Source organism: Sphingomonas soli NBRC 100801, assembly GCF_001591025.1.
GTDB lineage: Bacteria > Pseudomonadota > Alphaproteobacteria > Sphingomonadales > Sphingomonadaceae > Sphingomonas > Sphingomonas soli.
In genome coordinates, this window is record NZ_BCTZ01000001.1 from 69,422 (window position 1) to 82,855 (window position 13,434).

17 protein-coding genes are annotated in these 13,434 nt (G+C 63.0%); 8 read left to right on the top strand and 9 right to left on the bottom strand.

Going from position 1 to position 13,434, the window contains the following annotated elements:
* Positions 1 to 190 precede the first annotated feature (190 nt).
* Together SSO01S_RS17380 and SSO01S_RS17385 are read left to right on the top strand one after the other, a co-directional pair.
* Positions 191 to 358: a hypothetical protein gene (locus SSO01S_RS17380; protein ID WP_157073557.1), complete on the top strand. Its 168-nt coding sequence runs from the start codon at positions 191 to 193 to the stop codon at positions 356 to 358.
* A gap of 236 nt (positions 359 to 594) precedes the next feature.
* A complete protein-coding gene (locus SSO01S_RS17385; protein ID WP_157073558.1) occupies positions 595 to 753 on the top strand; it encodes a hypothetical protein in 159 nt (52 codons plus the stop codon).
* Here the strand turns inward: SSO01S_RS17385 and SSO01S_RS00330 are convergent.
* The 3 genes from SSO01S_RS00330 to SSO01S_RS00340 all read right to left on the bottom strand — a co-directional run bounded on the left by SSO01S_RS00330 (position 750) and on the right by SSO01S_RS00340 (position 5,472).
* Positions 750 to 2,615, bottom strand: a complete 1,866-nt coding sequence (locus SSO01S_RS00330; RefSeq protein ID WP_157073559.1) for a hypothetical protein — start codon at positions 2,613 to 2,615, stop codon at positions 750 to 752. The two genes, SSO01S_RS17385 and SSO01S_RS00330, sit on opposite strands and share 4 nt — an antisense overlap.
* A gap of 79 nt (positions 2,616 to 2,694) precedes the next feature.
* Positions 2,695 to 3,678: a CBASS cGAMP-activated phospholipase gene (locus SSO01S_RS00335; RefSeq protein WP_066793483.1), complete on the bottom strand. Its 984-nt coding sequence runs from the start codon at positions 3,676 to 3,678 to the stop codon at positions 2,695 to 2,697.
* Positions 3,679 to 4,107: 429 nt separating this feature from the next.
* Positions 4,108 to 5,472 (bottom strand): helix-turn-helix domain-containing protein, encoded by a 1,365-nt coding sequence (locus SSO01S_RS00340; protein ID WP_066793485.1) that lies wholly within the window; start codon positions 5,470 to 5,472, stop codon positions 4,108 to 4,110.
* Positions 5,473 to 6,194: 722 nt separating this feature from the next.
* Here SSO01S_RS00340 and SSO01S_RS00345 point away from each other — a divergent pair.
* From SSO01S_RS00345 to SSO01S_RS00360, 4 genes are all read left to right on the top strand, one after another.
* A complete protein-coding gene (locus SSO01S_RS00345; RefSeq protein ID WP_066793487.1) occupies positions 6,195 to 6,638 on the top strand; it encodes a helix-turn-helix domain-containing protein in 444 nt (147 codons plus the stop codon).
* 65 nt (positions 6,639 to 6,703) lie between these two features.
* Positions 6,704 to 7,081 carry a hypothetical protein gene (locus tag SSO01S_RS00350; protein WP_066793489.1) on the top strand — a complete coding sequence of 126 codons (378 nt, stop codon included), beginning with the start codon at positions 6,704 to 6,706 and terminating at the stop codon, positions 7,079 to 7,081.
* Between the two features lie 45 nt (positions 7,082 to 7,126).
* Positions 7,127 to 7,573: a hypothetical protein gene (locus SSO01S_RS00355; RefSeq protein ID WP_066793491.1), complete on the top strand. Its 447-nt coding sequence runs from the start codon at positions 7,127 to 7,129 to the stop codon at positions 7,571 to 7,573.
* A gap of 31 nt (positions 7,574 to 7,604) precedes the next feature.
* Positions 7,605 to 8,066 (top strand): helix-turn-helix domain-containing protein, encoded by a 462-nt coding sequence (locus tag SSO01S_RS00360; RefSeq protein WP_245646533.1) that lies wholly within the window; start codon positions 7,605 to 7,607, stop codon positions 8,064 to 8,066.
* Between the two features lie 20 nt (positions 8,067 to 8,086).
* Here SSO01S_RS00360 and SSO01S_RS00365 read toward each other — a convergent pair whose 3' ends face one another.
* From SSO01S_RS00365 to SSO01S_RS00385, 5 genes are all read right to left on the bottom strand, one after another.
* A complete protein-coding gene (locus SSO01S_RS00365) occupies positions 8,087 to 8,284 on the bottom strand; it encodes a hypothetical protein (RefSeq protein WP_066793494.1) in 198 nt (65 codons plus the stop codon).
* 299 nt (positions 8,285 to 8,583) lie between these two features.
* Positions 8,584 to 9,204 carry a peptidoglycan-binding protein gene (locus tag SSO01S_RS00370; protein WP_066793498.1) on the bottom strand — a complete coding sequence of 207 codons (621 nt, stop codon included), beginning with the start codon at positions 9,202 to 9,204 and terminating at the stop codon, positions 8,584 to 8,586.
* Complete coding sequence (gene hxsC / locus SSO01S_RS00375; RefSeq protein ID WP_066793508.1) at positions 9,201 to 10,280, bottom strand: His-Xaa-Ser system radical SAM maturase HxsC; 1,080 nt, start codon at positions 10,278 to 10,280, stop codon at positions 9,201 to 9,203. The genes SSO01S_RS00370 and hxsC overlap by 4 nt, the downstream gene beginning before the upstream one ends.
* Entirely contained in the window at positions 10,277 to 11,689 is a 1,413-nt protein-coding gene (hxsB, locus tag SSO01S_RS00380; RefSeq protein ID WP_066793510.1) for a His-Xaa-Ser system radical SAM maturase HxsB, read from the bottom strand. Before hxsB ends, hxsC begins: the two co-directional genes overlap by 4 nt.
* A complete protein-coding gene (locus tag SSO01S_RS00385; RefSeq protein WP_066793512.1) occupies positions 11,686 to 11,940 on the bottom strand; it encodes a hypothetical protein in 255 nt (84 codons plus the stop codon). The genes hxsB and SSO01S_RS00385 overlap by 4 nt, the downstream gene beginning before the upstream one ends.
* Positions 11,941 to 12,142: 202 nt before the next feature.
* Here SSO01S_RS00385 and SSO01S_RS00390 point away from each other — a divergent pair, with 202 nt between their 5' ends.
* Positions 12,143 to 12,712: a hypothetical protein gene (locus tag SSO01S_RS00390; RefSeq protein WP_157073560.1), complete on the top strand. Its 570-nt coding sequence runs from the start codon at positions 12,143 to 12,145 to the stop codon at positions 12,710 to 12,712.
* Between the two features lie 24 nt (positions 12,713 to 12,736).
* Here SSO01S_RS00390 and SSO01S_RS17390 read toward each other — a convergent pair whose 3' ends face one another.
* Positions 12,737 to 13,033, bottom strand: coding sequence for a PIN domain-containing protein (locus tag SSO01S_RS17390; RefSeq protein WP_157073561.1), 297 nt, complete (start codon positions 13,031 to 13,033; stop codon positions 12,737 to 12,739).
* A 99-nt stretch (positions 13,034 to 13,132) separates the two neighbouring features.
* Between SSO01S_RS17390 and SSO01S_RS17395 the strand changes: the two genes are divergently transcribed.
* Positions 13,133 to 13,366 carry a hypothetical protein gene (locus tag SSO01S_RS17395; RefSeq protein WP_066793521.1) on the top strand — a complete coding sequence of 78 codons (234 nt, stop codon included), beginning with the start codon at positions 13,133 to 13,135 and terminating at the stop codon, positions 13,364 to 13,366.
* Positions 13,367 to 13,434: the final 68 nt, after the last annotated feature.

Genomic DNA, 13,434 nt, shown 5'->3' on the forward strand with positions numbered 1-13,434 from the left:
CCTGCGATGGGACTGGGGCACAATAATGCCTCAGATCAAACAAATTGTTTACTCATCTATCATAATGTTTGTCTGGGGGGCTTTCTGCTGGTATTTGGGACCTGCCCGCGTCGAGGCGACAGGCCCAGTACATCGGCAGTACATGTAAGGTTCTGTATTCGTTGGAATCTTGGGGGAAGGGAGAACGGACGTGCTGACCATGACGCCGGAATATGCCGCACAGCGCGAGCGCAAAGCACGCGAAACGCTCGATTGGCTTGAGGGCAAATTTCAGGTCAAGCCGTTGCGCGCGCCCGTCGTGGCCCGTCTCGATCTTCGCAAGCCTGCATCGTCGCGCGCCAAGCTGCGCCGCGTTTGAACGCGTGCGGCGCGCCACCGCGCCGCCCACATCCAATACTCCTGTCGTTGGCGCCATAATGGGTCGACGGGTATTATTTTACCCGTCGATGCCCTCTTGCGCATTTCCTCCGATTTACGATATCGCGCGTCCTTAAATTCGCGATCAGCGTTGCGGCGGAACCTGTGGCGCTGGTCGCTGGTTTTTTACCCGTACTAACCACGGCCGGATAGGCCGAAGGAGATACAATGCTCTTGATGACGCCAGAATATGCGGCGGAACGCGAGCGCAAGGCGCGGGAAACCCTCGACTGGCTTGAGGGCAAGTTCCACGTCAAACCGCTGCGCGCGCCTGTCGTGGCGCGCCTCGACCTCGCGCGCCCCAAGCGTCGTCGCGGCAAAGCCGCGACGGCTTAATCGCAATCGAGCAACCAACTCGGCGGCGCGACGGCCGCCGCGATGCTGCGCGGACGATCCTTCGGTTCTTTGACATCCAGCCGCCAAACGACGGCGTCCTTGTCGTCGGATCGTCCGTCGAGCGTCTGCTCCATTTCCATGTGCGCGCGTACGGTGAATGCGACGGCGTGCGCGCCGGGATCAAGGATCAGTTCGACCGTGCCGCCGCCGCCATCGCGCCACAGACCGATGCTGCGCTTCGGCGTCGCGCCAGAAATCGTCGCTGGATCGGTTCGGGCGATCAGTCCCAAGGACGTAAGCGTCAGAACCGAGCATCCGGGATCTTCCGACAGAACGGTCGCGTAGCGTCCCGGCCAGCGTCCACTTAGCTGGGACCCATCCATCAGCAACGAGACGAGTAGGGTCGGACCGACGGCGCGCACCGCGGCCTGGCAAGGATCGACGCGCGCCAGGTCCTCGCAGATTAGCGAGGTGACGGTCGCCCCGGGCCGAATCGCCATGACATCGACACTACGGCTAGTGATGTCGATGCGCTCCCACCAGAGCTTGTCGGTGTCGAGAATATGCTGCAGGCCATATTGACGGATTTGGCTTTCATCTAGCCGCCAGCGATGATGTTTTTGTCGTATGGTCCGCACCGCCTGGCGAGTCCCTCGCGACGACAAAAACAGTGTCTGCGACACAAAATTGCCCTCGCGCTGCGTATCCGGCATCGTCGCGTCGGTTCCGATTTCCTCGGTCACAACCCGTTTGTGAAATTGCGATTCGGTCGCGCCGTTGATGAGAAATTCGACGCCAGGGACGTCGAGCAAGGCGACGACGAGCGCGCGATAATAGGCTTCGTTGAGTGATGCTTCGGGAAGAATGACCCCATTGACCGGAATCCCGTCGCATCCCGCTTGTGTGACCAGATCCACAACGAACGCGGCGAACGCGTCGGCGCGCTCACGCATGTCGCTTGGCGCGCCAAGCCACCGCGCGTCGACCTTGAACCATCCCCAACTCTCGCCGTGTCCGGGTTCGGCGCCAGCCACGCTGAAGCACTTGTCGGAAATGGAATAAGGGTAAGGGATGACAAGCAGCTTCAGAGGATCGTCGCAGGTCGTGCCCGGATCACGATCATAAGACCCCCAGCGCACACGTACCTCGCCGCGTGGCGGTAAGAGCGCGAGATTGTGCGAGAGCGAACGCAAGGTGCAGCCGACTCGCGGAGTGCGCGACTTGGGCATGACACTGGCTACATTCTCATTGGCAAACGAGATGGAGAAGAAGTTCTCGTCGAACTGGCCGTCCTCGCGGTTGACCTCGGTGCCGAGCACCAGCTTGAAGACATTGAGGAAGTGCTGAATCTCGGCCGACCCGCCGCTGGGGTCCGGCTTGGTCAGTTCAAGGCCCAGCCCGAAGCTCGCCTCGTCCGAGAGCACCAGCAATTGTAGTGCGAGCGACCACCATTCGGGCGGTCTGGCGAAATCGTTGAGCGCTTCGTAGATCGGCGCGTTCAGCCGGCTCGACAACTCGCTCCACAGCTTCGCCACCAATGCTGGCTTGGGCGCTGGAACCTTGCCGCTGTTCCATTCCGCGCGCCATGCCGCGCCCGCGATGACGCACGCCTCGAGCTGCGCGTCACTGATCTGCAGACGCCGCAACCCGGTCTTGGGTGGCGCGGGGCTGGCCGGGACGACATGGTGATAGGCCCCGCTCAAGTCGAGCAACTTCGCCACGAACGCAAAAAGATCGGGCGGCCAGTCCGGAGCATCGAACGCCACCTTCCGTCGCTGCCCGCGACGGCGCCAGCCGAGTACCTCCGGGAAGCTCGTTCCGTAAGGGAACATCGCCTTCAAAACGTCCTTCAGCGTCTGCATGTTGACCTCCCCTTGAAGTCCGCCCCGCGCGTCGTGGTCGCGTACCGCCCGTGCGGAAGCGACCGAAGCATGCCGTGCCTCATTCCCTCGCATCCCGCCGCGAGGGTGGCTCAAATCGCGGATACGCGGATACCGGCCGCCCGTTGAGGAATAGCCGTTGGACGATGTCGGTGATCGCGTTGGCGCGACCGATGCCCCGGCCCAATCCGCGCAATTTGGCGATGCTCGCCGCGCTGGCGTCGTCGAGCCGCACTTCCTTGGGCAGGACATGGTCGATCCGCACGAAGCGATCGCTTCCCAGCAGTAGTTCGGCCTGATTGAGCGCGCCGATCGCTTGGCCTACGAAGACCGGGTTCAGTATCTTCCAGCGCCACCCCATCAGCCCGGCGCGCGCGCGTTTGGCCAGATCCTCCAACGCGCTCGTGGTACCCACGGAGAGCATCGCGATCTGGTCGAGCCTCGCGTCGCACCGCGCCAAAGCCTCGACCAAGGCCACCATGACCGGCGTATTGGCCCATACGCCACCGTCGATATAGCTCGACCCGACCCGCGGGGCGACTTCGGTCGCCCCGAAATAGGTCGGCGCGGCGGCCGCGGCCAACGCCACGTCGACGGCGCGTAGCTCCTGATCCTGCCAGGCGCGGCTGTGGTGCGGTGTCTTGAAGGTGCAGGCTCGCCCCTTGTGCACATCGAAGGTGGGAATGACGAGGCGCCGCGTGGCGTCACCGAGGCGGCGCTCGCCTAGAATCTCCTCGAGCGCCGCCCGGAGCGGTGCCTGAGCGTGCTTCGGCAGGAACATTCCCTTGATACCGCGATAGAGCCGGGTTCCCATTCGCTGCGGGAATATTGTCGGGCCATGCTCGACATAAAGACGTTCCAGACGTTCCGCTGGAATGCCGAAGGCGAGCCCGATCGCCAAGATGGCGCCGGTGGAAGTCCCCACGATCAAGTCGAAATGATCCGCGACGGATCTGCCGGTATTCGACTCGATTTCGGCAAGGACGGAAGCGCTAAACACGCCGCGGATGCCGCCGCCGTCCAGCGCTAGAATGCGGAATGTCATGCGGCCGTTCTCCGCCGCTTGGGCGGATGCGCCATCTGGTTGCTCATGATCGATCCCCCCTGATCTATCTGGACGAAACTGGAGCTTCTTCGCGAGCTGATCAACCTAAATTCCGCTGGAAATATTGATCCGTTTCTGAGGTATCTCGATCGAAGCACTAAGATTGGCTTCGAGGATAGCGCGAAGGCTGGGTTCAATACTTGCGCTGCAACCGCCAACAACGCCCTTACTCGTCGCGTGCCGTGTTCAGGAACATTGCGGCGGCGACGCGAGCGGGTCGCCGCCGCGCGCGCGGCGGGGTCGCGGACCTCTTTGGTCGAGCGGTGCATGTGACGGATGTGTCGCATGGGCCGTGCCCTCCTCGGGAGAGCCTGATGCCTTAGAAAATCATCGCATGCAAACAAAATTATAGTTTAATGGTACAAAATACTAATTCTGAAGTAATTTCAAAACGGCTTCCAGAGGATCGATACCGAGCCGTTCAAGCGTATCCAGCAAGGTTTGCCGATCACCTCGCTGGCGAAAATGACGTTTAGCGTCATCAAGTGCCCGCTTCGCGGCGACTTGGAAGCGCCGCGCCAGCGCGTCCACGTCGTCCCATTCGACGGTTACCGCTTCGATCGCGTCTCGCACGGCCGCGATCACCAGGGGCGATACTTCAATACGCGGCTGTTCGAGATCGTCGAGAATGGCCCCGACCGCCTTGTTGAGCACTTCCTCTTGCCCGACATCCACCAGCGTGGCGCCGTAGCCGCTCGTGGCTTTGACTTTGCCGCCGCCGAGCGCCTTGACCGTGAAGAGCCCTTTGAGCTGGCGATCGAGTTCCCGCCCGATCCACAGCACTTTGCGATCGACCGCGTCGCGGTAGGATTTGTCGGGCGCGTGGGCGAGCTTTCGGATCGCGAGGCTAACCAGTTTCTCGCCCCCCGCGAGGGTAAGGGGACCAGTGCCGATATTGAGCGCCGTTACGAAGATCGGACCCGCATAGCCGGGATCGATTTGAAAGCCGTGACTTACAAGCAATCCGCGCATCGCGTTGTGGGTGATCGATCCTACGTCGGCCATGAATAGCTTGTCGAAGGAGACGATTTCGCGCGCCATCAGTACCGCGGAACCAAGCCGCTCCAGGCTATGGCTTCTTGTGAATTGCGCCGCTTTGGCCGCCGTTCGGATGCGCGGCAGGCGATCGGCTTCGTCCGGATCGAGGGGATCCCCGTGCTCGGCCTTGAGCAGGATTTGCCACTCGCGATGATTGAGCGCTTCAAAACCCCGAGTGATGATCAACCCGATGGTGAGATCATACGACGCTGGCTCGACCTGATCGCGATTGTAGGGGGCGATGGCGAGGCCTAGTTGGGGGCGCTTCAGCGCGGCATCGATCTCCCGATCGACCAGAATACCGGTTGGGTTTTCCGATAGGCCAGCGAACAATGGCGTATCGGATAGCTCGACGACTTGTCCTTCCGTTCGGCCGCCTTTGTCTTGCAGGGGGACCAATGAATCCCCATCGGAATCGACTAGAATTGTCTCCGTGAGCCACTGTTCGGCGGTGCCCCCGAAATATTTGGACAGCTTGATCGCGACGTTTGACGAGATCGGGCGCTTGCTCGCGGTGATATTGTAGATCGTCTGGACATGGACATCGATTTCATCGGCTAATTGCGATGCCGTCAGGCCTTTCACCGCCATTCGCCGGCGCAAATATTCACCTTGACCGAGTGCCTCGGTATGCCCTTCCGGCTGAAACAACTCTGATTTGCGGATTGTCACCGACACCCCCTTGTTGAGCCGCAAGGCGCAAGCGGGTGAGTAAATCCAACAATTGTTGGAAAATCAAGCCTAAATGCTAACCCTGCTTGGGCGGAGCCCCAAAATGCGAGATCATTGGGCGTCGCGAACTGCCAGGATCCGATCTCGGCATTGTTGCTGCTCTGGCCGTGCGCGGTGGCGGGAGAAGCGCGAGCGCGAGTGTCGCGGTGAGAAGCGCTGATCGGCGGGCCGCCGACGCCGCTCGGCGCCGCTGTAAATTGATGCTGGGCATGACTGGGCCTCGTGAATGCTGGGCCGGGCCGATCGCCGGCCCGCCGCGCAACACTGCCAGCCTGCTGGATTCGCGCGAGACGCTCGCTGCCGCCACAGACCGCCATGGCTTGCCAATGCGCGCCGACCTGTCTCAGGATCGCGGGCGATGGGGGACGAGCGGACATGAACCGGCGCGATCAGGCGATGCCGACCTGGGCCGTCTGGCTCATCATGCTGCTCGCCTATCTGGTGTTCCGGCTGGCGGCCTGGAAGTTTGGCTGGCTTTGAGCATTGCTACCCCAGGGACGGGGTACGCGCCGCGCGGAAACGTGGCGGGCGCCGGCGCCCCGTCCGGCGGCAACGAGGCCCCAAGCCTTTATTCAATTCGCGGCACGGTCCACAGCGGAGACGCTTTTCTCCGAATCGGTTCGGCTTGCGGCGCGGACATGAGAGCGGCAATAGCGAGTCTTGTTTAGGGGAGTGCGGCTGACGGCATGGACGCGATCGATCGTCTGACCGAGCGGCAAAAGGCCTGTCTGCGCCTGGTCGGCCAGGCCTATACCTCCAAGGAAATCGGCCGGCGCTTGGGCATCAGCCCCGCGACAGTCGACAATCATGTGCGGGCGGCGCTTGAGATCCTGCAGGTCGAGAGTCGCGCCGAGGCGGCCCGTTTATTGCTGGCGCGCGAGGCTGGTCAGTCTTTGACTAGTCAGCCGCCAGCGCTTGCCGATCCCTTGCGTTCACCGCCACTCCTGTCCCTGCCGGACCCGCCGCAACACCGCTGGTGGCAGCGTCTGGTTCCGCCGCTGGGAGGGACGCGCAATGACCTGAGCTGGGAATCGAAGAACGCCGCAATCCTCAGGATCGCGCTGTTCGGCTTTGTCGTACTCATGCTCATGACGCTCGGCATCGCCATTCTGCTCTGGGCCTTCAGCTAACCCTTCCCTTGAAGATCAACACGCTAGTGCGCGGAGGCAACAGCCTTCCGCGTGGGGGAAGACTCATGCTTTCAATTCCTGTCGCCGCTGTTCCTGTCGTTGCCGGCGAAACGCGCGCGATGCTTACCGCTACGGATCAGGCGCTGCTCGCCCACGCCCAGCTGTTCGCTGCCGTCATCGAGGGTGCCCGGGATTCCGACGCGCCGATCCAACTCACCCAGCGCCTCTATTCGCGCATTGCCGCGCATGGCGGCAAGCTGATCGAAGGCCGCGAGGATCTCCAGCGCCTGATCGCAGAACTGACTGCAGTCCACGCGCAGAGCGATCAGCACGAGATCGCGCTGGGTTGCCCCGGAGGCGCTCCGACCAAGAAGTCCGGCGAGGATTCGGGCGATGGAATTTTCACGGGCGCGAATCTCAAGGGCGACGGTCAGCCCGCCTGACCCCGATGCTTGACCCGGGAAGCGCCGTCATGTTCGGCGAGGTCGATGTTCATTGCGCTCTCCTTTTGGGTCCTGGCACTGCTGTGCTGCGGCTTCGCAGCGGCGGTCGGCGGCAGGGACGGCCGCAGGGTCGCCGCGATCTATGTGCTGGGCTGCCTCGCTACCTTGGTGGCCTTATGGATGGAGAGCGACTGGTCGCACACCCATCTCGCGACCTTCGCGGTCGATGCCGTGCTGCTTCTCGCCTTTTGGCGCGTGGCGCTCGGTTCGCCGCAGTGGTTTCCGCTATGGGTCGCGGGCTTCCATCTCGTGACCGTCGTCTCTCATGTCGCCAGCTTCTTCGCGCCGGGCTACGCCTTCAAACTCTACTTCTTCCTCCAGAGCTTCTGGTCGGTGCCGATGCTGCTGGCAATGGTCGCGGGCGTGGCGCTAGACTGGCGTGCGGGCTTCGCAGATGAGCCGGACGCATCGCCGCCGAACCGATCCAGCTGACTGCGCTAAGGCGGTTATCGACCTGCCGGGGGTGGCCGAGCGGCTCCGTGCGCTCGCCGATGCCTGTGATCCGCGTCTTGTTCCCGCTAGGCCTGATGAAGGGGCAAGCTGCGCCTCTATTGACGCGCCGGACGCTGTTCCGATCGCGGGATCGGATATCGCGCGGAGGGTACGCATCTATCTCGCGGCCCGGCGCCGGCGCGATGCGCTGCTCGGGTCTGGCTGGTTCGCCGACCCTGCCTGGGATCTCCTCCTCGATTTGCTTGCCAGCCACCACGAGCGGCGGCGGGTCTCGGTCAGCAGCGCCTGTATCGCCGCGGCCGTTCCGGCGACCACCGCGCTGCGCTGGATCAGCATACTGGTCAAAGCGGGGGCGATCCGTCGCATCGAGGATCCGGCCGATCGCCGCCGCGTCTATGTCGAGCTGGCGCCCGAGCTCGCCGCGAAACTCGACAGCTGGGTCGCGCTGAGCCTTTCGCCCATGAACCCTTGAGCGGGCAGGTAACGGGCCCTTCATTGGGTGACGTCCGGGGTTTCGAGCGCCTCCAGTTGCTCGATGCAGTGCATGATAGCCCGGAAGACCCGGTTGCCTTCTAGCTCACCCAGGTCCAGCAGTTCTTCGGCGCGCTTTGCGGCTGCGAACCACGCAGCTGGGCCATGTCGGTTTATCAGCGCGTTGGCGCAGGCCCAGATCTCTCGCTCGTCGATCATGAAGTCAAATCTGACACAGACATCGGGCCTCGAACAATCCCGGCCTTGGATCTCGTTATAGGCCGGTGTCCGCGAACATGCCGGTCCGTCCCGCCATTGTGGCTAAGGGCGGGCGAGCGCTACCGCGTGCTGGCGTGAGGGCGCTATGGGTAAAGAACCAAGTCCTTCCGACCGGCGCGCCAATTGTCCCTTCGCCACTTCCTGACTGAGCCCGCCCTCTTTTGAGTCTGGACTAAGCGCTTCTAGGTCCGTTCAAGCCGCGAAGGCGTTGAGTTTCCTTGCGAATCGAACATGCCAACTCAATCGCTGGTGATGCGCAGCGCGTCCAATACCTCCGTGGTGATCGTGCCGGTGACCGGCAGCCCGCGCGCCTTCTGGAACCTGCGCAGCGCCGCGCGCATGTTGGGACCGACAACGCCGTCGATGCTTCCGGCATAGAAGCCTTGTGCGAGCAGCCCGATCTGAACGCGCTTCACGATGGCCTTGAACCGCGCAGTCCTGCCGCTGAGCGCGGGCAGTGAGTCCGTGCGCGGCGGCGTCGCTTCGCCGGGCTGCGCGCTGCGGAACGGGACCAGGCGCGGCGGCGCAGGTGTTGGGGTGGGAGTCGGCGCCGTGTAGAGGGGTGCCGAGGACGGAGCAGTATAGCTGCCGGCGGTGCTCGAACGGTGACTGGTGTGGCTGTAATGACTGCCGCTGCCCGAACGATGGCTGCTATGGCTACGGTGACTGCTATGGCTCCGGTGGCTGCGGTGCTGCGCCAGCGTCACCGCATGATCCTGTTTGAAGACCTTGAACAGGCTGGTCTTGCCGGGATCGTCATCGCCGGGCGAGAAGCTGGGCATGGCATTGGCATGGGCGCCGTCATGGTGGCCGAAGCCCGCGGCGAGCAGGCTGGGGATAAGGAAGCGGGCGCGTCTCATAGCGGATGAACTCCCTCGACCGCTTCTTCGGGATGCCATTCGAAGAAGCCGGTGCAAGCGTCACGCTCGGCGCAGGTGCCGCAGGCCTCAACATATTTGCGCTTCCAGTCCGAGATCGAGGCGGCTGCCAGATGTCGGAACGGCTCGGGCACGGTGCAGCGCGGGAAATTGAACAGCCGTGCCGGCACGCCGTGCAATGTCGCGGTTGTCAGCGCCTCGGCGACCGGCGCGAAGCTGCGGCTGTGATCGACATAGAGATTGTCCCAGCGGTTGCGCGCGAACCCGATATTCTCCAGCTGCATGATCGACCAGGCGTCGATGAACCGCAGGCGCCGGGTCACATAGCGGGCGAGCGCGGGCAGGGCGTCGAGATTGGGGCTGACCAGCACGGTGCGCAGCTCGACCCGCGCGCCGCTTAGCATCAGCCAGGCGAGGCTCTCCTCCAGCCGTGCAAAGGCGCCTTGCTTACCGACAATCTCGTCGTGGAGCACGGCGTCGCTGGCATAGAGCGGTACGCCCCAGGTCACGCGCCGGAAGCTGGGGTCGCGCAGCCGCTCGACATCACCTTGTCCGAAATGCTGCGCATTGCTTAGGATGTGGAATTCGAGATCGTCGCGCGCCTCGAGCACCCGCTCGATCATGCCGAACAGCTGCTCCTTGTAGAGCGTCGGCTCGCCGCCCGAGATGCCGATGACGATGCCGGGCTCGGCGAGAAGACAGGCCTGCTCCAGCAGATCGAACCGGTCGACATGAGTCTTTTTGGGCGGCTGCGAGCACATCACGCAAAGCTGGTCGCAGCGCTCCGTTATCAGCAGCGTGTTGTGCGGCGAGCCGGCGCGCAGCAGGCGTTCGATCCGCTGAATATCGGGCTGCATCAGCACGACGTCGCCGTCCAGATCGGACGGAAGGACGCCTTCGATCGAGAGCAGGCCGTGCGGGCCCGCGAACGTCGCGCTGGTAGCGTCGCTCTCAAAGAGCAGCGAATCCCCCGCTTCGAGTTGGTCTCGGTCCAGGCGCAGCCGGGTGACGAAGGCGCGTTCGGCCTGGGCCAGGGCGGGGAGCGAGAGCTGGATCATGTGTAGCGCGCCCCCAGCCGCTCCGGATTGCTGTCGAGGCGCAGCCAGCGGCTCAGTGAGTAACGGGTTGCCGGATCGTTGTCGTAGATCAGCTCGAACAGGAAATCGAAGAGATGAAGGTGGCGGCGGCAGAATTCGGTTTCGAGCCTTGGCATGTCGATCCGGCCGTAGCGTGAAATGTCATCGACCAGGTCGCGCCCGCAATAGGGCTGGTAGGTGCAGCGCTGGCAGGCAGGATCGTCGAAGTTGGAGGCATGGGCGTTGAGCAGGTCGCGCTGCTCGCTTTGCCAGCCCGAGATCACATCGCCGATTGAGAGATCGATCACCCCCGAGCGCGACAGCATCCGGGCTTCGTCAGTCGGATAAACCGTGCCGTCATGGTCGATCACCACATAGTCGATGCCCAGGGGATTGGGGTTTCTGAGATCGACATGCCGCTCTGCGCCGGGCTGGAAGATGCGGCGCAGGCAGATGCTGGTATAGGTCTCCTCAAGCACGGTGCTGCGGTCCCGCCAGTTGCGCTCGATGATCCGCCGCACGAACCGCTCATGGTAAGCACGCCACGCCGCATCCTGCTCGCGCGAAGCGCTGTGGCGCTTGCGCGCAAAGCCCTGGAAATTGATCGGGCGCAGAAAGATGCTGTCGAAGCCGAGGCCGGCATAGCTGTCGATGAGCGTATCGATATCGGGCGGTGCGGTGGGATCGATCGTCGGCAGCGCCGAGATCTTGTGGGGTCCATAGCGGTCGATGACGGCCTTGAGGTTGTGAAGGAACAGGTCGGTGTTGCTATCGGTCGCGGTCCGGTTGCGCTGGTGGGTCAGCGCGTCGCCATCGAGCGAGGTGCTGATATAGAGGTCGGGGCGCTCGAACAGCGCGAGGATCTCGTCATCGACGCGCTGCAGATTGGTGCAGATAACGAACTGCCGTTCCTCGAACCGCTCGCATCGCTCGATCACCGCGCGGATCAGGTCCGGTCTGAGCGTCGGCTCGCCACCCTGGAACTCGATCTTGATCCGGGGTGATGGGAGCGTGTCGAGCATCTCCAGAACTGCGGTCAGCGTGGCGTCGTCCCAGTCGAACCCCGGCTGGTTGAGCCCGGCGCGCGAAACCTGACAATAGCTGCAGCTCAGATTGCATCTGAGCGTGGGAACCAGGATCAGATAGTCGAGCTGCTCCGCGAAGGTGGCGCGCTCGGCCAGATTGTAGAGATAGGCCACATCGCCCAGCCGGTCCTGCGGGTCGATCGCATGGCCTTCGGCTTTGAGAAAGGCGAGGTCGGAGGGTGTGAGCTGGTTATCCCCAAGCCGATCCAGCAGCCGTGTTGTGGTCGCAAAGAAGCTGCCGGTATCGTTCACGCAGAGCATGTCGCCCGAGCGGGTCGCTCGCACGCGGAGCGGCAGAAACGTCATTGCGCCAGTGTCGCGAAAGCCTGCGCCCGGCGGACGCGGCCCGCATGAGCCAGGCGCTCAGTGGCGAGCGCCGCCACCCAGATGCGTTCCAGGGATTTGGCATCGGCGCCAGCCTTCGCGGTGCTGAGGACGATCTCGCCATCGGCTTGGTCAACCATGACATGCGGATAGAAGCCGGGGATCCAGCGCGCCGCCGACAAGACAATGGCGCTCGATTCCTCCGGGATCGCAAAGCATATCGTTGCGGCCATCGTACCTCCCCCTGTTACAGGCTATGTCGGTGCGTTTTGCGCAACAAGTGATTTGTCGGTTCGAGACTCGTCCGGATTGCATTTTATTCGGGATTATGAGCGTCTTTGGTCAGCGGAATTGCGGTTTGTCTGAACAGCTGGCGCTTGGGGGAGGGGGATGGCGGAGAAATCGAATCCGTTCGGCACGGGGTGCCTGTGGGTCGTGGGCATCGTCGTGCTGCTGATGGCGCTCGCGAAATGCGTGCCGTCGCAACAGACCTCGCAGCATTTCGGGTCGCCCTCGCTGGAGAATCAGATCGCGGCGATCGAGCCACCGCCGACCGTCGATCCGCTAAACCCTCGAAGCGTCGAGCTCGGCGTGCAGCATTTGCGCGCTGTTCTGGGTGCCGAGGGCATTTCGGGCGCGATGATCTACAGCCAGAATTGCTACGACGCGCTCGCTCGCGATTTCAGCTGGAAAATGCTCGACCGGTGCGGCGCGTTCGACATGCTGGCGGTCAAGGCTGTCGAAGGGGGCGACATGTCGGGGCTGGATTCCGAGGCTCAATATTTCGATCCCGAGGCCGCGGCCGGACGCTACCTCGCGGCCGCGACGAAGGCGGGCGAGGAGGCCGGTAAGGCCGATGTCCGGCTCGAGGCTTTGAAGCAGAAGACGGGCCGCATCACGCTGCCGTCGCCGCGCAAGGCGGCTACAGCGGAAAGCGGAGACGCCGAGGAGGCGGGGCCAGGCGATGAGCAGGTGCTGGATGAGAACGCGCAGGTCGAGGTCTAGGCACGAGGCTCTCGCTGAGCCGGATCATCCATCTGTCTGGTAGCGGTTGAGCCGGGAAGCGACTTCTCTGGCCGGAAGCCGGCATCGCGGATGGGCGGAAATTGCCGACAGGCCGGCATGAAGCATCTCGTTGGCAATGACCGCATGCTCTTCGAGACGGTCGCACAGCCAGAGCACACCGTGAACGGCGAGCCCGTTTCCAGCCGCCAGGCTGCGCAGTGCGCCGTCGCCTGTCAGCAATGTCCATTGCCGCTGTTCCGCCAGCGCATAGGCGAAGCTGTCCTGTGCGGATATCGGTTTTCGCCCGAGGTCGAAACGCACTTCTACGTCTAGGGGGCGACGACCGAGCAACGCATTCCAGGCGAGATCGGCAAGACCTAGGCGCTCGCTTCGCCGAGTTCCGCCAATCCCGGCTGGGTGGTGCAGGACCAGCAGCGCAACGTCGATTCGGAACGCATTGCCAACCGGCCGACCTTCGTTCTGGGCTCGACCACGCTCGAGCTGGGCGCCTTCTACAACAACCGCCTCGTCAAGCATCCGTCACTCATCACGAATCGGGCTATGATCGTCATTCGCATAAACACCACCAAGTTTCCTCGCCTGCTCCGGCGCCATGTCGCACGACCACAATCAACATCCAGCCGGACGACATGATAAATGTAACCTTGACGTTACAAAGGTTGGCGATTATGTAACTCATGGGTTACAAAGAATTGGAGGCG

Coding starts and splice junctions, on each gene's coding strand:
- SSO01S_RS17385 (WP_157073558.1), top strand. CDS start 595: ATGACGCCAGAATATGCGGCGGAACGCGAGCGCAAGGCGCGGGAAACC.
- SSO01S_RS00330 (WP_157073559.1), bottom strand. CDS start 2,615: ATGCAGACGCTGAAGGACGTTTTGAAGGCGATGTTCCCTTACGGAACG.
- SSO01S_RS00335 (WP_066793483.1), bottom strand. CDS start 3,678: ATGACATTCCGCATTCTAGCGCTGGACGGCGGCGGCATCCGCGGCGTG.
- SSO01S_RS00345 (WP_066793487.1), top strand. CDS start 6,195: ATGGACGCGATCGATCGTCTGACCGAGCGGCAAAAGGCCTGTCTGCGC.
- SSO01S_RS00350 (WP_066793489.1), top strand. CDS start 6,704: ATGCTTTCAATTCCTGTCGCCGCTGTTCCTGTCGTTGCCGGCGAAACG.
- SSO01S_RS00355 (WP_066793491.1), top strand. CDS start 7,127: ATGTTCATTGCGCTCTCCTTTTGGGTCCTGGCACTGCTGTGCTGCGGC.
- SSO01S_RS00365 (WP_066793494.1), bottom strand. CDS start 8,284: ATGATCGACGAGCGAGAGATCTGGGCCTGCGCCAACGCGCTGATAAAC.
- SSO01S_RS00370 (WP_066793498.1), bottom strand. CDS start 9,204: ATGAGACGCGCCCGCTTCCTTATCCCCAGCCTGCTCGCCGCGGGCTTC.
- hxsC (WP_066793508.1), bottom strand. CDS start 10,280: ATGATCCAGCTCTCGCTCCCCGCCCTGGCCCAGGCCGAACGCGCCTTC.
- hxsB (WP_066793510.1), bottom strand. CDS start 11,689: ATGACGTTTCTGCCGCTCCGCGTGCGAGCGACCCGCTCGGGCGACATG.
- SSO01S_RS00385 (WP_066793512.1), bottom strand. CDS start 11,940: ATGGCCGCAACGATATGCTTTGCGATCCCGGAGGAATCGAGCGCCATT.